Source organism: Rhodobacter ferrooxidans (assembly GCF_000176015.1).
Classification (GTDB): domain Bacteria; phylum Pseudomonadota; class Alphaproteobacteria; order Rhodobacterales; family Rhodobacteraceae; genus Pseudorhodobacter_B; species Pseudorhodobacter_B ferrooxidans.
The window spans coordinates 120990-141562 of sequence record NZ_ACYY01000002.1; the positions used below are offsets into that span (position 1 = coordinate 120990).

Here is a 20573-nt window from a genome sequence, read left to right on the forward strand (position 1 = left end):
GGGGCGGCACCGCATAGGCTGATGCCAGTCCAGCCAAAGGGAATCCCATGTCCACCGATCCGCTGTTGCAGCCCTACCAACTCAAGCACCTGACGCTGAAAAACCGGATCATGACCACCAGTCACGAACCGGCCTATCCCGAAGACGGCATGCCGAAGGACCGTTACCGGCTTTACCATCTGGAACGCGCCAGGGCCGGGGTGGCGATGACGATGACCGCCGGTTCCGCCGCCGTGTCGCGCGACAGCCCGCCGGTGTTCAACAACATCCTGGCCTACAAGGACGAGGTGGTGGGCTGGATGAAACGCCTCACCGACGACTGCCACGAGCAAGGCTGTGCGGTGATGATCCAGCTCACCCACCTGGGTCGCCGCACCCGCTGGGACAAGGGCGACTGGCTGCCGGTGGTGGCCGCCGGGGCCGACCGCGAGCCTGCCCACCGCGCCTTTCCCAAGGTGATCGAGGATTGGGATATCGCCCGCATCATCGAAGACTACGCCGACGCCGCCGAACGGATGCAGGCGGCGGGTCTGGATGGCGTGGAATTCGAATGTTACGGCCACCTGATGGACCAGTTCCTGTCGCCGCTGACCAACCACCTCGCGCACCCCTATGGCGGCAGTTTCGACAACCGCGCCCGCTTTGTGTTCGACGTGCTGGAGGCGTGCCGCAAGCGGGTCGGCCCCGGTTTCCTGCTGGGCATGCGCTACACCGCCGACGAGGTTGCCGCCGGTGGCCTGACCGCCGATGAAGGGGTCGAGATGGCCCGGCGCTTCAAGGCTTCGGGGCTGGTGGATTTCGTCAACATCATCCGCGGCCAGATTCACACCGATCCGGCGATGACCGACGTGATCCCGATTCAGGGCATGAAATCGGCGCCGCATCTGGATTTCGCTGGCCGTATCCGCGCCGAGGTGGGCCTGCCCACCTTCCACGCCGCCCGCATCCCCGATGTCGCCACCGCCCGCCACGCCATCGCCGCGGGCAAGCTGGATATGGTCGGCATGACCCGCGCCCACATGGCCGACCCGCATATCGTGCGCAAGATCATGGAAGGCCGCGAGGAGGATATCCGCCCCTGCGTCGGCGCAACCTACTGTCTGGACCGGATTTATCAGGGCGGCATGGCACTGTGCATCCACAACCCGGCGACCGGGCGTGAAGAAACCATGCCGCACACCATCACCCCCGCCGCCACCCGCCGCCATGTGGTGGTGGTCGGCGCCGGGCCTGCCGGGCTGGAGGCCGCCCGCGTTGCCGCCGAACGCGGGCATCAGGTGACGGTGTTCGAAGCCGCTTCTGTTCCTGGCGGCCAGATCCGCCTGACCGCGCAGTCGCCGCGCCGGCGCGAGATGATCGGCATCATCGACTGGCGCATGGCGCAATGCGCCGCCCGCGGGGTAGAGTTCCGCTTCAACACCTGGGCCGAGGCGGCGGATGTGCTGGCCTGCGCCCCCGATGTGGTGATCATCGCCACCGGCGGCCTGCCCACCACCGAGATTCTGCAAGGCGGCAACGATCTGGTGGTTTCGGCCTGGGATATCCTGTCCGGCGACGTGAAACCCGGCAGCAACGTGCTGCTTTACGACGACGCCGGCGACCACGCGGCGCTGCAGGCCGCGCAACTGCTGGCCGAAGCCGGGGCGACGGTCGAGGTGATGACCCCGGACCGCACCTTTGCCCCCGATGTGATGGCGATGAATCTCGTGCCCTACATGCGGGCGCTGCAAGACAAGAAGGTCACCTTTACCGTGACGTATCGGCTGACCTCGGTCGCCCGCGACGGCAACCTGTTGCGCGCCACCATCGGCTCGGACTACATCCCGCTGGCGAAAACCGCGACCTACGATCAGGTGGTGGTCAACCACGGCACCCAGCCGCTGGCCGAGATTTACTTCGACCTGAAACCGCAGTCGGAAAACCTCGGCGCCGTGGATTACGACGCCCTGATCGCCGGAACCCCGCAAACCCTGACCGGCGGTCCGAAAGGCTTCCAGCTATTCCGCATCGGTGACGCGGTCGAGGCCCGCAACACCCACGCCGCCATCTACGACGCCCTGCGGCTGCTGAAGGACATCTGACCGACCTCGGCCTTTCATCTGTTTCTAAATATCCCCGCCGGAGGCTCCTGCGGCGGGGATAAAAACTGCAGTCTCAGGCAAAAGCACAACCCACCCTGCCAAACCCGCCGAAATCGGCGTCGATCCGGCTGCCGGGCGGACATTCCACCGGGCGGATGAAACTGCCCGACAGGATCACCTGCCCGGCCCGGATCTGCTGACCGTAACTCGCCAGCCGCCGCGCCAGCCAGACGATGCCCAACACCGGGTCGCCCAGAACGCCCGCCCCCAGCCCGGTTTCCTCCACCTCGCCATCGCGGCTGACAATCGCCCCGACCCAGCGCAGATCGAACGCTTCCGGCGCATGCCGCTGCACCCCCAGCACGATCCCGGCATTGGCGGCATTGTCGGCGATGGTGTCGGTGATGATCCGCGCCCGCCCGGTCCCGGTGTCCAGCCGCTGCACCCGCGTATCCAGAATTTCCAAAGCCGGAACAACGGCTTCCGTGGCGGCCAGCACCGCGTCCCGCGTGGCATCGCCCGCCAGATCAGCCCCCATCACAAAGGCGATCTCCGCCTCGATCCGCGGCTGGATGAACCGCCCCGCCGGCACCACCGCGCCATCGGCAAACAGCATATCCGCCAGCAGCACCCCTGAATCCGGGATATCAATCCCCAGCGCCGACTGCATCGCCTTCGAGGTCAACCCGATCTTCCACCCCAGCACCGCCTGCCGCTTCAACGCCACGAACGCCGCCTGCACCGCATAGGCGTCGTCCATCGTCATGCCGGGATAGCGAAGCGACAGCAGCCCGCATTGCACCCGGGTCTGCTCGGCGGCAAACAGCGCCGCCGCCGCCTCGGCCACCTGCACCGGGGTCATGCCGGAACCTCATCCGCCACAGGGTTGCGCAGCACCCCCAGCCCTTCGGCGGCGACCTCCACCACGTCCCCCGGCACCAGCCATTTCGGCGGATCGAACCGCGCCCCGGCGCCGGTCGGGGTGCCGCACAGGATCACGTCGCCCGGCACCAGCGTGGTGAAGGTCGAGACATAGGCCACGATCCGACGAAACGAAAACAGCATCCGCGCCGTGCGATCAGTCTGCCGCACCTCGCCATTCACCCGGGTTTCCAGTGCAATATCATCCAGTTGTGCCGCATCCGCAAACGGCACCAGCCAGGGCCCCAGGCTGCCCGAGGCATCGAAATTCTTGCCCTGGGTCACGTTGAACTTGGCATGCCGCACCCAGTCGCGCAGCGTGCCCTCGTTGGCCAGCGTCATCCCGGCGATGTGGTCATAGGCATCCGCCTCGGCAATCCGCCGCCCGGCCTTGCCGATCACCAAAGCAATCTCGCCCTCGTAATCCAGTTGCGCACTTTCCGGTGGCCGCAGCAGCGGCTGGCCATGGCCGACGAAGGACCGCGCAAACCGCACGAAAAGGCTGGGGTTGGGCGGCGCCTCCTGCCCGTCCTTGTATTCGGCATTGCGGTCGGGAAAGTTCACGCCGACGCAGATGATCTTCTCGGGCGCCGCGATCGGAATCGCGTAAGCCATGTCGCGGGCAGCAAAATCCGCCGCCATCTCCGCCGCCGCCGCCGCCTCCGCCATCCGCCCCAGTGCCCCACCAGCGATGACCTCGCGCAGCGATGGGAAGAGCGCGCCGTGCCGGGCGGATAGATCGACCACTCCCGCCGCGGTTTCCACCCCCCAGCCGGCCTTTCCGGCCCGCTGAAACGCCACAAAGGGCATGTCAGACCGAGAAGGTGACATTGGTCTGCCCGGTGCCGGAACTGGGGAAATACGGCGTCTGCACCGTGGCTTGCCCCTTGTATCCCTCCCACCCCAGCGCGCCGAACAGCAGCGCGGTATCGCCCATGCCACATTCGCCGCTGCAATGCCCGGCATAGTCGGGCAGCATGGCCAGAAACTCCGGCCAGCGCCCTTCGGCCCAAAGCTCCAGCACCCGCAGGTCGCTCTGGCGGTTGAACTCGCCGTTCAGGCTGTTGATCCCGGCCTCGGATTTGTCGTTCGGCCAGAACGCATGGCTCAGCGAGCCCGAGGCCAGCACCCCGACCCGCCGCCCCGAGGCCGCCACCGCCCGCGCCAGCGCCGCCCCGGCCGCCGCATGTTCGGCAATCGAGGCGAACTGGTTCACCGCCACCGGCACCACCCGCGCGTAAGCCCCCTGATTGATGAAATGCATCGGCAGCAACGTGCCGTATTCCATGCCCAGCCCCGGCGTTTCATGCGCCATCGCCTTCTGCCCCGATGCACGCACCTCGTCGGCGATCATCCGCGCCAACTCGCTGTCGCCGTCATAGCCATAGTCCATGTCGGCCAGCATGTGCGGCAATTCGTGGCTGGTGAATCGGCCCTGATGCTGGGGCCTTGCGTTCAGATGGAAGCCCTGATTGACGATCCAGTGGGTGTCGAACACCACAAAGGTTTCCACCCCGGCGGCGATGGCCTGTTCGCGGATACGGGCATAGCCGTCGATCGCCGGCTGGCGGATGCCACGGTATTTCTCCATGGTGTGCGACATCCAGATGGTCGGCACATGCGTGACCTTGGCCGCCAGAACTATCCCCATCTTCGCCTCCCCCGGGCCAACCGCCCGCTGTCACAGACCCAGCTTCTGTATATCATGCCTGCCGGTGGCAAAGCAGACATTGCGGGTTTCCATGTAGAAATCGAACGACCATTCGCCACCGTCGCGGCCAATGCCGCTGTCCTTGGCGCCACCAAACGGGCTGGGCAGGTGGCGGCAGTTTTCGGCATTGACCCAGACCATACCGGCCTCGACCGCATCGGAAAACCGCAAGGCGCGGGTAAGGTCGCTGGTCCACAGATAGGCGGCAAGGCCATAGCGCACATCATTGGCGATGGCCAAAGCCTCGGCCTCGTCGGCGAAGGGAATGGCGGTCAGTACCGGGCCAAAGATTTCCTCCTGCGCGATCCGCATCTGCGCATGCGCGCCGGTGAACAGCGTCGGCGCCACATAGCAGCCACCACCCGGCCCGGCCACGGCATGACCGCCCGCCGCCACCACGGCCCCCTCGGCGCGGCCAATATCAAGGTAGCTCAACACCTTGACCTCATGCGTCGGATGGATCAGCGGCCCGACTTCGGTGTCTGGGTCCAGCGGATGGCCGACCTTGATACGCCCCGCCCGTTCGGCCACCCTTGCAGTAAATTCATCGTAAATCGACGCCTCCACCAGCAGCCGCGACGACGAGGTGCAACGCTCGCCGTTCAGCGAATAGATCATCAGCACCACGGCATCCACCGCGCGGTCCAGATCGGCATCAGCGAACACCACCACCGGGTTCTTGCCGCCCAGTTCGAAATGCACCCGCTTCAGCGTCGCCGCCCCCTGCGCCATGATCAGGCTGCCGGTGCGGCTTTCACCGACAAAGCCTACGGCGCGGATCAGTGGATGCTCGGTCAGCGTCCGCCCGGCCTCTTCGCCCAGGCCGTTCACCAGGTTCCACACCCCGGCGGGCAGACCGGCCTCCTCGGCTATCTCGACCAGCAACCGCGCCGACAGCGGCGAGAACTCGGCGGGTTTGTGGACCACGGTGCAACCGGCGGCCAGGGCAGGCGCGATTTTCCAGGTGGACAGCATGAACGGCGTGTTCCACGGCGTGATGATCCCCACCGGCCCCAGCGGGCTGCGCGAGGTCACGTTCACCTGCCCTGGCGCCCGCAGGCTTTGGCCGTCGCAGGCATAGGGCGCGCGGTCAGCGAAATAGCGGAAATTCTCGGCGCCGCGCTGCGCGGCCTTGGCCATGAAGCGCAGCGGCTGGCCGGTATCCATGCTTTCGACCAAAGCAATTTCGTCGGCCCGGGCGGTAATGCCATCGGCAATCCGGTGCAGGATGCGCCGCCGCTCGGTTCCCGGTGTGGCCGCCCAATCGGCAAAGGCCGCCTTGGCCGCCCGCGCCGCCGCATCGACATCCGCCGCCGCCCCGCGGGCCACCTGCGCCAAAGGGGCGCGATCCACGGGCGACAGGGTCTCGAACGTCAGCCCCGAGGCCGCAGGCACCGCCCGCCCGCCGATCTGGTTCAGCACGCCATTCTGGCGGAACCGCTCGAGAAAGCCGTTGGCGCGGGCAAGGTTGGCGGCGAATTCGGACATGGACCCCTCAGGCATTGGCGGCACGCAGGCGCGGGTGGATGGCGTTTCGTTTCCAACTGTGGGCAGAGATTTCCTGCACCTCCAGCGACAGAGCGAAATGCGGCCGCGCCAGTTGCGGCGCAAAATGATCGGCGGCCACCGCCATCAGGCTTTCGCCCAGCGCGGTCAGTTGTGCCGCAGTGCGCCCCGCCCCCATCCGCAGCACCATGTCGGCAAAGCCGTTCTCCGCCAGCAGGTCGCCCACCGCATAGAACGGGCAGGGCAGCGCCCGCACCCTTATCGCGCCCGGCTCCACCAACCCGCTGGCCAGCAGTGCCGCATGTTGCCGGGCACACAGCGCCGCAAGGTCACTGTCAGCGCCCAGATTGGCGGAATATTCGATCGTCAGATGCGGCATGGCGGCTCCAATCCTGTTAACAGGTTAAGTAAATCCGGACGCGCCGTCAATGACGATGTTTGCGCGAACATCTTGCCAGTGCATCGTGTAACTGCCTATGCTGGCAGGATGAAACACGATCTGACCCCCGAAGGCGACACCATCCTGACCCGCGACACCCGGGCCTCTCTGCCGATGTCGCTGCTGCGCGCGCGGGAAGCGGTGATGGCGCGATTCCGGCCGATTCTAGCAGCGGAGGACATCAACGAACAACAGTGGCGGGTGATCCGGGTGCTGGCCGAGGCCGGGCGGCTGGATGCGTCGGAAGTCGCGGCGCGGGCCAATATCCTGGCGCCTTCGCTGACCCGGATGATCCGGGCGATGAGCGACCGCGGCCTGATCATCAAGACCGGCGACGCAGGCGACCGCCGCCGCGTGCTTCTGGAAATCGCGCCGAAGGGCGAGGCGCTGATCCGCGCGGTATCACCGCACAGCCTGCGCGCCTATGCCGAGCTTGAGGCGCAATTCGGCCCCGAACGGATCGACGCGCTGCTGGCGCTGTTGAACGATCTGGCGGCGCTGTCAGAGGACCGGACCTAAGCGCCGATCCCGATATGGTGAGGCCGACGCCGTGCTTGCCACTATCCCTTGACGCTGCCCATGCATGTCCTTAGGTTCGACAGGCCCCCATTCCTGTCAGGAGAGTCCTCATGACCACCGTTGCCGTCACCGATGCCACCTTCGACGCCGAAGTGCGCAAATCCGCTCTGCCCGTGGTGGTGGATTTCTGGGCCGAGTGGTGTGGCCCCTGCCGCCAGATCGGTCCGGCGCTGGAGGAACTGGCGGCGCAATACGCCGGTCGCGTCAAGATCGTGAAGGTCAACGTCGATGAAAACCCCGAAAGCCCGGCGCTGTTGGGCGTGCGCGGTATCCCGGCGCTGTTCCTGTTCAAGGACGGTCAGGTGGTGTCGAACAAGATCGGTGCCGCGCCGAAGGCTGCACTGGAAACCTGGATCAAGACCGCGATCTGATCGGGCCATCAGCGGATTTCAAAGGGGCTGCCTGCGGGCGGCCCCTTGGCGTTTCAGCCCTGTGCCAGCGGTTGCAGCCGCGCCAGCAGCGCCGCGTGCAGCCCCGGCGCTGCCGCCAGAACCCCCGGCGACTGCGGGGGTGCGGCGTTGAAGCGCAGCACGCCGCCATGCCGGTCGGTGACCCTGGCCCCCGCCCGTGCCGCGATCAGCCCGCCAGCGGCAATATCCCATTCCCAGGTGTCGCGCAGCGCCAGCATGCCGTCGTGCCGCCCCTCGGCCACCAGGCACAGCCGGTAGGCCAGCGAGGTGCGGAAGCTGCGTTTCAGATCGGGCACACCGCCCGGCCAGTGCTGCGGTGCCAGTTGCGGATGGCTGGTCAGCAACGTCGCCCCTTCGATGCCCGCACGGTCGCTGGCGTGGATCGGCGCGCCATTCTTCAGCGCCGGGCCCTGCGCCGTGGCCGAATACAGCCGGTCCAGCGCCGGCAGATACACCACCCCCGCCAGCACCCGCCCGCCTTCGGCCACCGCCAGCGACAGCGCAAAGGTATCCTCGCCGTTGATGAAGGCGCGGGTGCCGTCGATCGGGTCGATGATGAACACCCTCTCGGCATCCAGCCGCGCCGGGTTGTCGGCGTCTTCCTCGGACAGCCAGCCATAGTCGGGGCGGGCGCCCAGCAGCAGGTCGGACAGCAGCGCATTTACCGCCAGATCCGCCTCGGTCACCGGGCTTTGGTCGGCCTTGATGAACACCTGCGGGTCGCGCTTCCAGAACCGCAGCGCAATCTCGCCCGCCGCCCGCGCGGCATCGGTCAACAGCTGCAGATCAGGTTCCGGCAAGCGTCATCCCTTCCAGCAGCAGGCTTGGCACCCGGGTGGACAGATGCGCCCGCGCGTCATTGGCGGGGATGATCCGCAACAGCATGTCGCGCAGGTTGCCCGCGATGGTACATTCGTTGACCGGATGGCTGATCTGGCCGTTTTCCACCCAGAATCCCGCGGCACCCCGCGAATAATCCCCCGTGGTGCCGTTGATGGCCGAGCCGATCAGCGAGGTCACCAGCAGCCCGGTGCCCATCTGGCCGATCAGATCGGCGCGGCTGAAGCTGCCCGGCGTCAGGTCGATGTTCGAGGTCGAAGGTGTCGGCGGCGAGGCGGTGCCGCGCGAGGCGTTGGCGGTGCTGGCCATGCCCAGCTTGCGCGCGGTGGCCAGGTCCAGCGTCCAGCCGGTCAGGATGCCGTCCTGCACGATGGCGCGGCGGGCAGTCGGCAGCCCCTCGCCGTCGAACGGCCGCGAACCCGAGATGCGCCGCCGCATCGGGTCTTCGATCACCGAAAGCCCGGATGGCAGCACCTGCTGGCCCAGCGCGTCGCGCAGCCAACTGGCGCCACGGGCGATTGCCGCGCCATTCACCGCCGACAGCAGATGCCCGATCAGCGAACTGGCGATGCGTTCGTCAAACAGCACCGGATAGCTGCCGGTGGCGGGCTTTCTGCCGCCCAGCCGCGCCAGCGCGCGTTCGGCAGCCAGGGTGCCGACATCGGTGGCCGAGGGCAGATCGGTCTGGAAAATCCGCGCCTCGCCGGCATGGTCCCGCTCCATCCCGTCGGCATTGGCGCAGAAGGCCACGGCGGAGACCGAGCGGGAACTGCGCGCATAGCCGCCGGAAAAGCCGTTGCTGGCGGCCAGATGCATGCGGCGGGTGGAATAACTGCCCGAGGCTTCGACCTGGGTGATGCCAGCCTGCGCCAATGCCGCGGCTTCGGCGGCGCGGGCGTCGGCTTCCAGCGCGGCAGCGGCGGGCTCTCCGGTCGGGTCGCACAATTCCAGCGCCGCGATGTCCCAGCCGTGGGCCAGTTGCCCAGCTTCGGCCAGCCCGACGCTGGGATCGACCGGCGCCTCGCGCGCCATCGCCACGGCGCGCTGCGCCATATCCTCCAAGGTGCGGGCCGAGGTGTCGGACACCGAAACGCAGGCCTGCCGCCCGCCGATCAGCACCCGCAGGCCAAGCTCCAGCTCCTCGGAACGTTCCACCTGCTCCAGCTTGCCGGCGCGGATATCGACCGACACCGCTGCCCCCTGCACCGCCAGCGCGTCGGCACTTTCAGCCCCGGCGCGGCGGGCGGCGTCCAGCAAGGCCGCGGTCAGCGATTGCAATCTGTCGGTCATGGTGCCCTCTGCTTTCACTTGCCACCTAGTGTGGCCGGGCGCGTTGCGCAAGCGGGCGCGTCATGCCATCGGCACCGCGCGCATCGCCGTCACCAGACGGCCCTGCCATGCGGCCATCAGGCGTTGCAGAACCGCCAGCCGATCCGGCGTGAAATGGCCTTCGACATCCAGCAGGTTCACCGTGCCCAACACGACGCCACCAAGGGTCACCGGCACGTTGACCGCCGATTGGCAACCCAGCGCATTGATCAGCGCATGGTCTGGGAACACGTCGGCAAATTCGGCGGTGGTGTTGGCCACGAACATCCGGCCTTCGCCCAGCACCTGCGCGCTCCAGCGGTCGGTTTGCAGCGGCTTGGTGCCCGATACCGGATAGTCCTCGGGGTGCGAGCTGTAGGCCCGCCGCACCACGCCCGCCGCCGCATCCTGCACGGTGACGGTGAAAAGCTGCACGCCAATGGCGCAATCGGCGGCGGTGTGCAGGGCGGCAAAGGTCTGGTCGGGAAGGGTCATCGCATCCTCAAGGAGCAAGAAAAAAGGCCGCCCGGCAATGCACCAGGCGGCCGAATTGCTGGCAAAAGCCGCTTATTGCAGCTGCATGCCGTTGGCGAAGAAGCCCTTGTCCTTGAACTCCAGCGTCGAGGTCATGGTGTCGGCCTCGCCTTCCACCACTTTGGCGAACATGCCAAGCATCATGTGGAAGCCCATCACCTGATCTTCCGGCATCAGGCCCATCGACACCAGCTTGTCCATCAGCCCGTTGGCACCCACCACCTTCAGATCAACCTTGCCGGTTGGCGCGGGCATACCGTTGAAGGTGGTCATGTCGGTGTTGTCGAAGGTCAGCGCACCATTGCCGGTCGCCTCGGCCCCGGCGAACTTCACGCGCAGCTCGGTCACGTCCAGCGAGTGCAACTCGCCCGGTGCCGCGCCGCCCAGTGCCGCCATCGCCGCCTGATCCAGCAGATCGACGCTCAGCTTTGCCGTGCCCTTGGCGTCCAGGATCACCGTCACCGGATCGCGTGGCAGGGTCTTGGTCGGGTCTGCCATCGCCCAGATCTCGTCGGACACCGTCAGATCGACGATCTTGGTCAGCATGGCAAACGGCGTCGGCGCGTCGGATTTCGACACCGGGATCACGAAGTTGAAAGCGCTTTCAGCGAATTTCACCGCGACTTCCGGGAAAGGAATGGTGGACCCCGTTACGGTGATCGCCACCGCCTTGTTGCCAAAGCCATAAGCCATGCGGCCTTGGTCGATGGCCACATCGACATTGCCGCCGTCAACTGTGCCCTTGCTGGCACCGCTTTGTTCGGCATCGGCAAAATCGAAGCTGTAATCGACCTTGCCATAAGTCAGGGTGGAATCGGTGGTGAACCCGGCTTTCAGCGCCGCATTCATGTCGGCCATATCGACGCCGCCGATCAGGTTGGCCGCTGATTTGCCGGCGATATCGGCGATGTTGGCGGTGAAATTGACCTTGCTGCTGGTCTCCGGGTCATTGACCACGACATTGATCGCAACGGATGCCGCGGTGCCCTCGGTCGCCAGCGCCTTGTCGGTGGTGCCGGTGGAGGTATAGCTGCCCTTGGCACCGGTGACGGCCATCTTGGCAGTCAGGTCAAGCTTTTCGGCCTTCACCCCCTGCAGATGCGTCACTTCCATCGCCATCGTCGGCACGTCATAGGCATAGCTGGTCGCATCTGCCGCCCCCGAAGCGGTGATCACCATGTCGGTCTGGGTGACGGTCAACTCGATCTCGGTCGGCGCGGTTTCGCCTTCGCCCGGTGGCACCGTCAGGTTGACCGGAAACTCCTCAGGCATGAAAATCTCGACGCTGCCATCGCCGGTGTCGGTGAACTGCACTTCGTCCATCGACACCACGGCCTTGGAGCCATCGCTTTCCGAGGTGATGGTGACGCCGCTGACCACCAGCGTATCGCCTTCACGGGCTTCGCTTTCGGCGGCAACGGTCTGCCCGGCGGTGGTCAGGGTTTCCTGCCAGCTTTTCCAGACGTCTTCGGGCGTTACCGCTGCAAATGCCATATTGCCCGAAACCAGGGCCAACAGGGCTGTCGAGCCCATGAAATTCCACCTGTTCATAACGAAACCTTTCCTCTGGAAAATGATGCGGCAGCATCTATCGACGACAAAGACGGGTCAAGGGATTCCATCGTGTCGGCGGATCACGTAACAATGATTGTCGCGGGTTGGAAGATGGAGACGAAAATGCAAGGTAAAGTCGTGGCGATCACCGGTGCCAGCCGCGGAATTGGCGCGGCGGCGGCACAGGTTTTCGTGCAGGCCGGGGCCAAGGTGGCGCTGCTGGCGCGGTCCACCGCCGAAATTGACACGCTGGCGTCGCGGCTGGGCAAGAACGCGCTGGCGCTGCAGTGCGACGTGGCCGACTGGGCTTCGGTCAAGGCGGCGATGGCGGGGGTGGTGGCGCGGTTCGGGCGGCTGGACGTGCTGATCAACAACGCAGGCGTGATCGAGCCGATTTCGCGGATCAGCAGCGCCGATCCGGTGGCGTGGCGGCGGGCAATCGACATCAACCTCACCGGCGTGTTTCACGGCATGCGCGCCGCCATTCCGCAGATGCGGGCGCAGGGCGGTGGCAGCATCCTGACGGTATCCTCGGGGGCGGCGGCGACGCCGCTGGAAGGCTGGAGCGCCTATTGCGCCAGCAAGGCCGGGGCGGCGATGCTGACCCGGGCGGCACATCTGGAGGAAAGCGGTTTCGGGCTGCGGGTGATGGGGCTGTCGCCCGGCACTGTGGCCACCGAGATGCAGGTGAAGATCCGCGCCAGCCGGGTGAACCCGGTGGCCTTCCTTGATCCCTCGGTGCACATCCCCGCCGACTGGGCGGCGCGGGCGCTGCTGTGGATGTGCGGGCCTGCGGCGGACGAGTTTCTGGGCAAGGAGATCAGCCTGCGCGACGAGGCGATCCGCCGCCGCATCGGGTTGGTTGCATGATCGGGGTGCATGCCGAAGCCGGGCTGTGGACGCTGACGCTGAACCGGCCCGAGAAAGCCAATTCGCTGACCCGCGACATGCTGGAGCGGCTGGATACGGCGGTGGAGCGCGCCGGGGCGCAGGGGGCGCGGGCGCTGCTGCTGACCGGCACGGGCAAGGTGTTTTCCGCCGGTGCCGATCTGGACGAGGCCCGCGCCGGGCTGGCCACCGATCCGGTCTGGGAGCGGCTGTCGGCGCGGATCGCGGCGCTGCCCTGCCTGACCATCGCCTGTCTGAACGGCACGCTGGCGGGGGGCGCCATGGGCATGGCGCTGGCTTGTGATCTGCGGCTGGCGGTGCCTTCCACCAAGGTGTTCTATCCGGTGATGAAGCTGGGGTTCCTGCCGCAGCCATCTGATCCCAAACGGTTGGTGGCGTTGGTCGGGCCGTCACGCGCCAAGTTGATCCTGATGGCCGGGGTGAAGGCCAGTGCCGAGGAGGCCCTGGCCTGGGGCCTGATCGACCGCATCTTGCCGCCCGAGGACTTGTTGGCGGAGGCGGCGCTGTTGGCCGCGGATTCGCTGGGGGCCAGCAGCCATCATGTGGCGGCGATCAAGGGATTGATTGGCTGAGGGTTTTTCCCGGGTATGGCGCAGGAGCCTGCGGCGGGGGTGAGAGCCGTCCAGGAAACGCTCCAGTGGAGCGTTTCAGGCGCGAACGCGCGGAGCGCCGGGAGAACAGATGAAATGCAAAGGCCGCGCCGGGTTTCGGGCGCGGCCTTTGGCGTTCAGGCTTTGGGTTTGCGCGGCGGGGTGAAGCGTTTGGAGGTGTCCTTGGCGTCAACCTTGGCAGCGGCGGGTTTGGCTTTGGCGAAACCCGGCTTGCCAAAGCTCTTGCCCTCGGCGGCGTGGGATTTGAAACCGGCGGCGCGGCCGGGGCGGGCTTCGCCGCTTTCGGTCTTGCCGCCACCGAGCGATTTGAACCCGGCCGAGCGTGGGGCGGCGGGTTTGGCGCCGAACGGTTTGCCCGCCGGTTTGTCGCCCGCCTTCCAGCGCGGTTTGCTGTCGGCATCGGCCCCGGCCTCGGCGGCACGGCGCGGCGCATAGGGTTTGGCACCGGCGTCGTCACGCTTGGCGTAGGGTTTGGCCGGGCCATCCTCGCGCTTGGCATAGGGCTTGGCACCGTAGGGTTTGGCTGCCGCATCGTCGCGTTTGACGTAGGGCTTCTTCGCACCCTCCGCCCGCGGCGCATAGGGGGCCTTGGGGCCATCGGCGCGCGGGGCCCATGGCTTGGCGGGGGCATCGTCGCGCTTGGCATAGGGCTTCGGCGCGTCGTCACGTTTGACGTAGGGCTTGCGCGGGGCGTCATCGCGCGGGGCGTAGGGCTTGGGGGCCTCGTCGCGCTTGACGTAGGGCTTGCGCGGCGCCTCGGCGGTTTCCGCGGCCTCGCGTTTCACATAGGGCTTTTTCGGCGCCGGAGCGGGTTCGGCGGCCTCGGGCGCGACGTAGGGCGCTTTTGGCGTGTCTTCCACCTTCGGCTTGTAGGCGGTCAGGGCATCGCCTTCCTCGACCACGCGCGGCGGTTTGGGCACATAGGCGGGTTTGTCGGCACGCGGGGCACGCGGCGCGTCGTCATCGCGCGCGGGACGCGGGCTGGGCTTTTCATAGACCTTGCGGGGCGCGCGTTCGGGGCGGTCCATCGACGGCTCGCCCTCCATCCGCCGCATCACCACGCCGGATTCCAGCTCGAAGGACGCGCCGAACCGGCTGGCCACCGGCTTGGCGATCTGCACGAAGGTTTCATCCTCCTGCACCCGGATGGCGCCGATCTCGTTCTTGGTGATGCCGCCGCCGTCGCAGATTTTCGGCAACAGCCAGCGCGCCTCGGCCCGGCCGGAGCGACCCACCGACAGCGCGAACCACACCGATTCGCCAAACTCCGTGCGTTCACGGGCGGCGGAAGGGGCGGCATTGGCGTCTTGCAATTCTTCGGGGGCCGAGCGCCCCTCGCGCCACAGCCGCACGAAGGCCGAGGCCACCTGTTCGGCGCCGAAGCGTTCCAGCAGGGTCGCGGCAATCTCGGCCTCGTTGCCCGCAGGCGCCATCAGCACCGGATGTTCCAGCACGCGGGCGTCATCGCGCATCTGCACTTCGTCGGCGGAAGGTGCCTTGGCCCATTCGGCCACCACCTTGGCACCTTGCAGCAGCCGCTGGGCCTTGCGGAACTCGGCCGGGGTCACGATCAGCGCCGAAACGCCTTTCGACCCCGCCCGCCCGGTGCGGCCCGAGCGGTGCAGCAGCACTTCGGAGTTCGAGGGCAGGTCGGCGTGGATCACCAGATCGAGGCCCGGCAGGTCGATGCCACGGGCGGCCACATCCGTCGCAATGCAAACGCGGGCGCGACCGTCGCGCAGCGATTGCAAGGCATGGGTGCGTTCTTGTTGGCTAAGTTCGCCCGACAAAGCCACCACCTGAAAACCGCGGTTGCCCATGCGGGCCAGCAGGTGATTCACCGCGACCCGGGTCTTGCAGAACACGATGGCCGAGCGCGCCTCGTAGAACCGCAGCAGGTTGAAGATCGCATGCTCGCGGTCGCGGGTGCTGACATTCAGCGCCCGGTATTCGATATCGACATGCTGACGCGCCTCGCCGGCGGTTTGCAGCCGCAGGGCGTTGTTCTGGAAATCCTTCGCCAGTTCGGCAATCGCTTTCGGCACGGTGGCGGAAAACATCAGAGTGCGGCGTTCGGCGGGGGCGGCTTGCAGGATGAACTCCAGATCCTCGCGGAAGCCGAGGTCCAGCATCTCGTCCGCCTCGTCCAGCACGGCGGCGCGCAGGCCGGAAAGATCAAGACTGCGACGCTCGATATGGTCGCGCAACCGGCCCGGCGTGCCGACGACGATATGGGCGCCGCGGTCCAGCGCCCGCTTTTCGGTGCGGTAATCCATGCCGCCGACGCAGGTGGCAATGATCGCGCCGGTCTCGGCGTAAAGCCAGTCCAGCTCGCGCGCCACTTGCAGCGCCAGTTCGCGGGTGGGGGCGATGATCAGCGCCATCGGCGTGTCGGCAAACAGCAGCCGGTCGGCGCCGCGCAGCAGTTCGTCGGCAATGGCGATGCCGAAGGCCACGGTCTTGCCGGAACCAGTCTGCGCCGAAACCAGCAGGTCGCGGCCCGTCACGTCGCCGCTCAGCACGGCGTCCTGCACCGGGGTCAGGGTTTCATAGCCCTTGGCGGCCAACGCCGCAGCCAGCGGCGCGGCGATCTCGATATGTGTCATATGTTCTACCTGATGGGGCGCGCGCGGCGCCCGATGATGCCAAATTCAGCGGCACCTCATTCCCCATCGCAAGCCGGCCTCCTCGCCGCCTGCCCCGGAATCCTCGGGCCGTGAGGGGGGCTGATACAGGGAAACTGCGGTGAAGTATAGCGAAAGCCTTAGCGCCGCATCATTGCCAGCCGGATCAGCGCGCGTTCCATCACCGCCATGGCGGGGGCGCGCGAGGTGGAGCGCAGGGTCAGGTCGGTTTCCACCAGCAGCGACAGGGCGGTTTCCAGATTGCGCAGGCCCCAGCCCTGCACCTGTTGCAACATCCGGTCGCGGCGCGGGCCGAACACCGGCGGGCGCATCCTTGCCAGGCCCGAGGCAGGCCCGCCCGGATCGGCGGCGGCGAAGTGCAGGGTGCGAAAGTGCCGCAGCGCGTTGATGCACAGGCTGACCGGCAGCACGCCTTGCCCCTCCAGCCGCCGCATCAGCGGGCCGACCGCATTGCCGCGCCCTTCGGCCACCGCGTGCAGCACGTCATCCACCTCGGCCTCGATGCTGCCGGGGGCACAGGCGGCGACGTCTTCGGGGGTCAGGGGCGTCGCATCCTGCCATTTGTAAAGCGACAGCTTTTCAACGGTTTGCCGGAAGTCGCCGGGGTCGAGGTCGCGGCCCAGCGCCAGCAGATCGGTCATCGCGGCGGGAGAAATGGCGGCAAGGCCGGATTTCGTCAGCACGGCTTCAATCTCCTCGCGCGAGGGCGGGTCGTCGTAAAGCCCGATGCTGATCGCACTGCCATGGTCGTCGAACAGCTTTTTCAGCGCCGATTTGCCGGTCAGGTTGCCTGCGGTGACAATCAGCGTCGCATCCCCCGGCCGCCAGTCCTTCAGCGCAATGGCGACCAGCGGTGCCACGGCATCCGAGGCCTCCTCCAGGAACGCCACCCGTGGGCCGGGGAAAAACCCCTGCGCCCGGCAAGCGTCGATCAGGGCGGCGGGGTCTTTGCGCAGGTCGGCGGCAGACAGCCGGGCCAGCCGCATTTCCGCCTCGCCTTCCGGTCCGATCAGCGCGGCGATCACCTCTTGCCGCCGCAGCGCCACCCGCATCGCATCCTGGCCAAAGATCAGCAGGCCGGTGCGCTTGGGGTCGGGTTTGCCGAAATAGCGGCTGGCCTCGGCGCCCGACAGCTTCATCCCGCCCAGCGCCCCGAGGTGGCCAGAAGCCGCATCACAATCTGGTCGGCGAGGATGCGCATCAGCCGGTAGCCTGCGTCTTCCTCGGCGGTCAGGCCGGCCACGGTGCTGCCGGTAGCGGAATAGGAGGTAAAGCTTTCCACCTTGCCACCCGCCACCCTGCTGCCAGCGCCATCGGTCAGCGTCCAATCCACCGCGCCCGTCAGGTTATAGCGCAGCACCGCGTTTTCCGGGGTGATCGCAACGCCGATCGGTTTGGTGGTGATGGTATAGGCAAGCTGGAACCGCGCGGCTTCGGGGCGGCCCAGCCGTTCCTCCAGCCGCTCGACCAGATCGAAGCCATTCTTGTCACTGGGGGCCGCGACCCGGATCGCCCCTTGCAGATGCTCGGCAGGCCCGCCCGGCGCATAGGCCGGGGTAAAGCCGCAACCGGCCAAGGCTGCGGCGATCAGGCCAAGAAAGGTGCGGCGGTCAGACAACCACATTGACGATACGCCCCGGAACCACGATCAGCTTCTTCACCGGCTGCCCGGCAAGGAACCTGATCACATCCTCATCCGCCAGCACCAGTTTTTCAACCTCTGATGCGGCCATGGTTTTGGGCACGGTAATCTCCGCCCGCCGCTTGCCGTTGATCTGGATCGGCAGCGTCACCGAGTCCTCCACCAGCAGCGCCGGGTCCGCCTTGGGCCAAGCCGCCTGCGCCACCAGACCGGCGCCGCCCAGCATCGCCCAGATTTCCTCGGCCAGATGCGGCACCATCGGCGACATCAGTTGCGCCATGGCAAGCATCGCCGCGCGTTTGGCACCCGCCCCGGCGGTGGATTTCGACATTGTGTTGGTGAAGGCATAGAGCGCCGCCACCGCCTTGTTGAAGGCAAAGCCCTCGATCCCCTGCGTCACATCGGCAATGGTGCGGGCGGTGGCACGATCCAAAGCGGCATCCTCGGCATTGGCCGGGGCATCGGCGCGGCTGATCTCGTCGGCAATGCGCCAGACCCGCGCCAGGTGCTTCGAGGTGGCCTCGGCCCCCGACGAGGTCCATTCCACATCGCGCTCGGGGGGCGAGTCCGACATCACGAACCACCGCGCGGTATCGGCACCGAAGGCCTGGATGATGTTCATCGGATCGACGACATTCTTCTTGGATTTCGACATCTTGGCCGAGGGGATGACCGTCAAGATTGGAAGTTCCCTCCCTACAGTCGGCAACGGTGCGTATCTTTCAGTCGCCCAGAAATCTTCCACCGCTTGTCGGTTGGCGGGGTCAATGTTTTTGTCAGTAAGTGCCGAGAGAAGGACAGCTTCAGGTTTCCCGGAAATATCAATCCTAACAACCTCTTCCGGAAGGTAAAACTTCACACGGGTAACACCGATGCTTTGGAATTGGTTACCATCTGCATCAACTTTCAACGATGGGCCTTCAGTCACGACTGATCCCATATAAATCTCATGCGTCACCATACCTTGCGTGAACAGCGCGTTGAACGGCTCGATCGCCTTGGCCGGCAGGTGGCCGGTGGCGTGCATGGCGCGGGCAAAGAAGCGGGAATACAGCAGGTGCAGAATCGCATGCTCGATGCCGCCGATGTATTGATCGACGTTCATCCAGTAGTCGGCATCCTCGGTCACAGTGGGGGTGGTGGCATGCGGGGCGGTGAAGCGGGCGTAATACCAGCTTGAGTCGACAAAGGTATCCATGGTGTCGGTTTCCCGCCGCGCCGGTGCACCGCATTTCGGGCAAGCGCAGTTGCGCCAGGTCGGGTGGCGGTCCAGCGGGTTGCCGGGCACATCAAAGGTCACATCATCGGGCAGTTTGACCGGCAGGTTCGTCTTGGCCTCGGGCACGACGCCGCAGGTGGCGCAATGCACCACCGGGATCGGGCAGCCCCAATAGCGTTGGCGGGAAATCCCCCAGTCGCGCAGGCGGTAGTTGGTGACACCCTTGCCGATGCCACGGGTTTCAAAATGGGCGATGGCCGCGGCCACGGCTTCCTCGCCGGTCTGCACTTCGGCCCCGGCGAAACCGCGCAGATAGCGCACGCGTTCCGATTTCAGCGGAGTGTAAGCCTCGGTCAACGCGGCCTCGTCACCACCTTCGGCGCAGAACACCGGCGGGATTGGCAGGGCGTATTTCGTGGCGAAATCAAAGTCGCGTTGGTCATGCGCCGGGCAACCGAAAATCGCGCCGGTGCCGTAATCCATCAGGATGAAATTGGCGATGTAAACCGGCAATTCCCGTGCCGGATCAAGCGGATGCTTGACACGGATGCCGGTATCAAACCCCATCTTCTCGGCGGTCTCCAGCGCCGCCTCGGTGGTGCCGCCGCGCCGACATTCGGCCACGAAAGCGGCCAAGCCTGGGTTGCCCGCCTCCAGCGCCTTGGCCAGCGGATGATCGGGGGAAATCGCCGCAAAGGACGCCCCCAGCAGCGTGTCGGGCCGCGTGGTGTAAACCTCCAGCGCCGCAAAGCCCGCAGGCGCGCCCACGGTTTCAAAGGCAAACTGCAAGCCGCGCGATTTGCCGATCCAGTTGGCCTGCATCAGCCGCACCTTTTCGGGCCAATGCGTCAGACCATCCAGCGCCGCCAGCAACTCGCCCGAATAATCCGAAATCCTGAAGAACCACTGCGTCAGCTCGCGCCGTTCCACCAGCGCGTTCGACCGCCAGCCGCGCCCGTCGATCACCTGCTCGTTGGCGAGCACCGTGTGATCCACCGGGTCCCAGTTCACCACCGCGGCCTTGCGATAGACCAGCCCCGCCGCCATCATGTCGATGAACATCGCCTGCTGCTGGCCGTAATATTCCGGGTCGCAGGTGGCAAACTCGCGGCTCCAGTCGATGCTCAGGCCCAAGGGCTTCATCTGCGCCCGCATGTCGGCAATGTTGCCGTAGGTCCAGGTTTTCGGATGGCCGCCCCGCTCCATCGCGGCATTCTCGGCGGGCATGCCGAAGGCGTCCCAACCCATCGGATGCAGCACCGAATAGCCCGCCGCCGCCTTCTGCCGCGCCACCACGTCGCCCATGGTATAGTTGCGCACATGCCCCATGTGGATGCGCCCCGAGGGATAGGGAAACATCTCCAGCACATAATACTTCGGCTTGGCCGGGTCGCGCCGCGCGGTGAACACCCCCGCCGCCTCCCAGGCGGCCTGCCACTTGGCTTCGGTTACAGCAGGTTCATAGCGCGACATGGGGGCCTCGTTCTCTGGCATTGTGGCGCCGAGTTACACCGACCGCAGGCAAAAGGTCCAGAGCAGGCTTGCCATTCACCTTTGTCCAAATATCCCGGGGTGATCCGCGCCCGAAAAAGGGTCCGGTGGACCCTTTTCAGCGGAGAACGCCCGGCCCGTGGCCAGGCCGGGGGGCAGAGCCCCGGCTGCCA

Annotated in this window: 18 protein-coding genes; 5 read left to right on the forward strand and 13 right to left on the reverse strand. The window is 66.5% G+C overall.

The window, feature by feature from the left end:
• Positions 1 to 47 precede the first annotated feature (47 nt).
• Positions 48 to 2081: an oxidoreductase gene (locus tag RSW2DRAFT_RS02100; RefSeq protein WP_008027568.1), complete on the forward strand. Its 2034-nt coding sequence runs from the start codon at positions 48 to 50 to the stop codon at positions 2079 to 2081.
• A gap of 73 nt (positions 2082 to 2154) precedes the next feature.
• Here the strand turns inward: RSW2DRAFT_RS02100 and hpaH are convergent, their stop codons facing one another.
• The 5 genes from hpaH to RSW2DRAFT_RS02125 are packed head-to-tail and all read right to left on the reverse strand — an operon-like array spanning position 2155 to position 6598.
• Positions 2155 to 2943 carry a 2-oxo-hept-4-ene-1,7-dioate hydratase gene (gene hpaH / locus RSW2DRAFT_RS02105; RefSeq protein ID WP_008027569.1) on the reverse strand — a complete coding sequence of 263 codons (789 nt, stop codon included), beginning with the start codon at positions 2941 to 2943 and terminating at the stop codon, positions 2155 to 2157.
• The gene (locus RSW2DRAFT_RS02110; protein WP_008027571.1) at positions 2940 to 3812 is read right to left on the reverse strand and encodes a fumarylacetoacetate hydrolase family protein; all 873 of its coding nucleotides are present in this window, start codon (positions 3810 to 3812) and stop codon (positions 2940 to 2942) included. Before RSW2DRAFT_RS02110 ends, hpaH begins: the two co-directional genes overlap by 4 nt.
• A 1-nt stretch (position 3813) precedes the next feature.
• The gene (gene hpaD / locus RSW2DRAFT_RS02115; RefSeq protein ID WP_008027573.1) at positions 3814 to 4653 is read right to left on the reverse strand and encodes a 3,4-dihydroxyphenylacetate 2,3-dioxygenase; all 840 of its coding nucleotides are present in this window, start codon (positions 4651 to 4653) and stop codon (positions 3814 to 3816) included.
• A 30-nt stretch (positions 4654 to 4683) separates the two neighbouring features.
• Positions 4684 to 6201 (reverse strand): 5-carboxymethyl-2-hydroxymuconate semialdehyde dehydrogenase, encoded by a 1518-nt coding sequence (gene hpaE, locus RSW2DRAFT_RS02120; RefSeq protein ID WP_008027575.1) that lies wholly within the window; start codon positions 6199 to 6201, stop codon positions 4684 to 4686.
• A 7-nt stretch (positions 6202 to 6208) separates the two neighbouring features.
• Entirely contained in the window at positions 6209 to 6598 is a 390-nt protein-coding gene (locus RSW2DRAFT_RS02125; protein ID WP_008027577.1) for a 5-carboxymethyl-2-hydroxymuconate Delta-isomerase, read from the reverse strand.
• A gap of 108 nt (positions 6599 to 6706) precedes the next feature.
• Between RSW2DRAFT_RS02125 and hpaR the strand changes: the two genes are divergently transcribed.
• Positions 6707 to 7177: a homoprotocatechuate degradation operon regulator HpaR gene (gene hpaR, locus RSW2DRAFT_RS02130; protein WP_008027579.1), complete on the forward strand. Its 471-nt coding sequence runs from the start codon at positions 6707 to 6709 to the stop codon at positions 7175 to 7177.
• A 110-nt stretch (positions 7178 to 7287) separates the two neighbouring features.
• Positions 7288 to 7608, forward strand: a complete 321-nt coding sequence (trxA, locus tag RSW2DRAFT_RS02135; protein ID WP_008027582.1) for a thioredoxin — start codon at positions 7288 to 7290, stop codon at positions 7606 to 7608.
• A 53-nt stretch (positions 7609 to 7661) separates the two neighbouring features.
• On the opposite strand, the gene RSW2DRAFT_RS02140 is transcribed toward trxA, so the two are convergent.
• The 4 genes from RSW2DRAFT_RS02140 to RSW2DRAFT_RS02155 all read right to left on the reverse strand — a co-directional run bounded on the left by RSW2DRAFT_RS02140 (position 7662) and on the right by RSW2DRAFT_RS02155 (position 11862).
• Positions 7662 to 8447, reverse strand: a complete 786-nt coding sequence (locus RSW2DRAFT_RS02140; RefSeq protein ID WP_008027584.1) for a 3'(2'),5'-bisphosphate nucleotidase CysQ — start codon at positions 8445 to 8447, stop codon at positions 7662 to 7664.
• A complete protein-coding gene (locus RSW2DRAFT_RS02145; protein WP_008027585.1) occupies positions 8434 to 9777 on the reverse strand; it encodes a TldD/PmbA family protein in 1344 nt (447 codons plus the stop codon). Before RSW2DRAFT_RS02145 ends, RSW2DRAFT_RS02140 begins: the two co-directional genes overlap by 14 nt.
• A gap of 60 nt (positions 9778 to 9837) precedes the next feature.
• Positions 9838 to 10290: a GAF domain-containing protein gene (locus RSW2DRAFT_RS02150; protein WP_008027587.1), complete on the reverse strand. Its 453-nt coding sequence runs from the start codon at positions 10288 to 10290 to the stop codon at positions 9838 to 9840.
• Between the two features lie 72 nt (positions 10291 to 10362).
• Positions 10363 to 11862 carry a DUF2125 domain-containing protein gene (locus tag RSW2DRAFT_RS02155; RefSeq protein WP_008027589.1) on the reverse strand — a complete coding sequence of 500 codons (1500 nt, stop codon included), beginning with the start codon at positions 11860 to 11862 and terminating at the stop codon, positions 10363 to 10365.
• Between the two features lie 144 nt (positions 11863 to 12006).
• On the opposite strand from RSW2DRAFT_RS02155, the gene RSW2DRAFT_RS02160 reads away from it, so the two are divergent.
• Positions 12007 to 12753 carry an SDR family oxidoreductase gene (locus RSW2DRAFT_RS02160; protein WP_008027592.1) on the forward strand — a complete coding sequence of 249 codons (747 nt, stop codon included), beginning with the start codon at positions 12007 to 12009 and terminating at the stop codon, positions 12751 to 12753.
• On the forward strand, positions 12750 to 13364 hold the full coding sequence (locus tag RSW2DRAFT_RS02165) for an enoyl-CoA hydratase/isomerase family protein (RefSeq protein ID WP_008027594.1): 615 nt from the start codon (positions 12750 to 12752) through the stop codon (positions 13362 to 13364). Before RSW2DRAFT_RS02160 ends, RSW2DRAFT_RS02165 begins: the two co-directional genes overlap by 4 nt.
• Positions 13365 to 13519: 155 nt before the next feature.
• Here the strand turns inward: RSW2DRAFT_RS02165 and RSW2DRAFT_RS02170 are convergent, their stop codons facing one another.
• The 4 genes from RSW2DRAFT_RS02170 to leuS form a co-directional block, all read right to left on the reverse strand.
• Complete coding sequence (locus tag RSW2DRAFT_RS02170; protein WP_008027596.1) at positions 13520 to 16009, reverse strand: DEAD/DEAH box helicase; 2490 nt, start codon at positions 16007 to 16009, stop codon at positions 13520 to 13522.
• Between the two features lie 158 nt (positions 16010 to 16167).
• Positions 16168 to 17187, reverse strand: a complete 1020-nt coding sequence (gene holA / locus RSW2DRAFT_RS02175; RefSeq protein WP_008027597.1) for a DNA polymerase III subunit delta — start codon at positions 17185 to 17187, stop codon at positions 16168 to 16170.
• Positions 17184 to 17672: an LPS assembly lipoprotein LptE gene (gene lptE, locus RSW2DRAFT_RS02180; RefSeq protein WP_008027599.1), complete on the reverse strand. Its 489-nt coding sequence runs from the start codon at positions 17670 to 17672 to the stop codon at positions 17184 to 17186. Before lptE ends, holA begins: the two co-directional genes overlap by 4 nt.
• The gene (gene leuS / locus RSW2DRAFT_RS02185) at positions 17659 to 20382 is read right to left on the reverse strand and encodes a leucine--tRNA ligase (protein ID WP_008027601.1); all 2724 of its coding nucleotides are present in this window, start codon (positions 20380 to 20382) and stop codon (positions 17659 to 17661) included. The genes lptE and leuS overlap by 14 nt, the downstream gene beginning before the upstream one ends.
• Between the last annotated feature and the right edge of the window lie 191 nt (positions 20383 to 20573).

Excerpts from the sequence above, each read along its gene's own strand:
- RSW2DRAFT_RS02100 (WP_008027568.1), top strand. The coding sequence starts at position 48 with ATGTCCACCGATCCGCTGTTGCAGCCCTACCAACTCAAGCACCTGACG.
- hpaH (WP_008027569.1), bottom strand. The coding sequence starts at position 2,943 with ATGACCCCGGTGCAGGTGGCCGAGGCGGCGGCGGCGCTGTTTGCCGCC.
- RSW2DRAFT_RS02110 (WP_008027571.1), bottom strand. The coding sequence starts at position 3,812 with ATGCCCTTTGTGGCGTTTCAGCGGGCCGGAAAGGCCGGCTGGGGGGTG.
- hpaD (WP_008027573.1), bottom strand. The coding sequence starts at position 4,653 with ATGGGGATAGTTCTGGCGGCCAAGGTCACGCATGTGCCGACCATCTGG.
- hpaE (WP_008027575.1), bottom strand. The coding sequence starts at position 6,201 with ATGTCCGAATTCGCCGCCAACCTTGCCCGCGCCAACGGCTTTCTCGAG.
- RSW2DRAFT_RS02125 (WP_008027577.1), bottom strand. The coding sequence starts at position 6,598 with ATGCCGCATCTGACGATCGAATATTCCGCCAATCTGGGCGCTGACAGT.
- hpaR (WP_008027579.1), top strand. The coding sequence starts at position 6,707 with ATGAAACACGATCTGACCCCCGAAGGCGACACCATCCTGACCCGCGAC.
- trxA (WP_008027582.1), top strand. The coding sequence starts at position 7,288 with ATGACCACCGTTGCCGTCACCGATGCCACCTTCGACGCCGAAGTGCGC.
- RSW2DRAFT_RS02145 (WP_008027585.1), bottom strand. The coding sequence starts at position 9,777 with ATGACCGACAGATTGCAATCGCTGACCGCGGCCTTGCTGGACGCCGCC.
- RSW2DRAFT_RS02150 (WP_008027587.1), bottom strand. The coding sequence starts at position 10,290 with ATGACCCTTCCCGACCAGACCTTTGCCGCCCTGCACACCGCCGCCGAT.
- RSW2DRAFT_RS02155 (WP_008027589.1), bottom strand. The coding sequence starts at position 11,862 with ATGGGCTCGACAGCCCTGTTGGCCCTGGTTTCGGGCAATATGGCATTT.
- RSW2DRAFT_RS02160 (WP_008027592.1), top strand. The coding sequence starts at position 12,007 with ATGCAAGGTAAAGTCGTGGCGATCACCGGTGCCAGCCGCGGAATTGGC.
- RSW2DRAFT_RS02165 (WP_008027594.1), top strand. The coding sequence starts at position 12,750 with ATGATCGGGGTGCATGCCGAAGCCGGGCTGTGGACGCTGACGCTGAAC.
- RSW2DRAFT_RS02170 (WP_008027596.1), bottom strand. The coding sequence starts at position 16,009 with ATGACACATATCGAGATCGCCGCGCCGCTGGCTGCGGCGTTGGCCGCC.
- holA (WP_008027597.1), bottom strand. The coding sequence starts at position 17,187 with ATGAAGCTGTCGGGCGCCGAGGCCAGCCGCTATTTCGGCAAACCCGAC.
- lptE (WP_008027599.1), bottom strand. The coding sequence starts at position 17,672 with ATGTGGTTGTCTGACCGCCGCACCTTTCTTGGCCTGATCGCCGCAGCC.
- leuS (WP_008027601.1), bottom strand. The coding sequence starts at position 20,382 with ATGTCGCGCTATGAACCTGCTGTAACCGAAGCCAAGTGGCAGGCCGCC.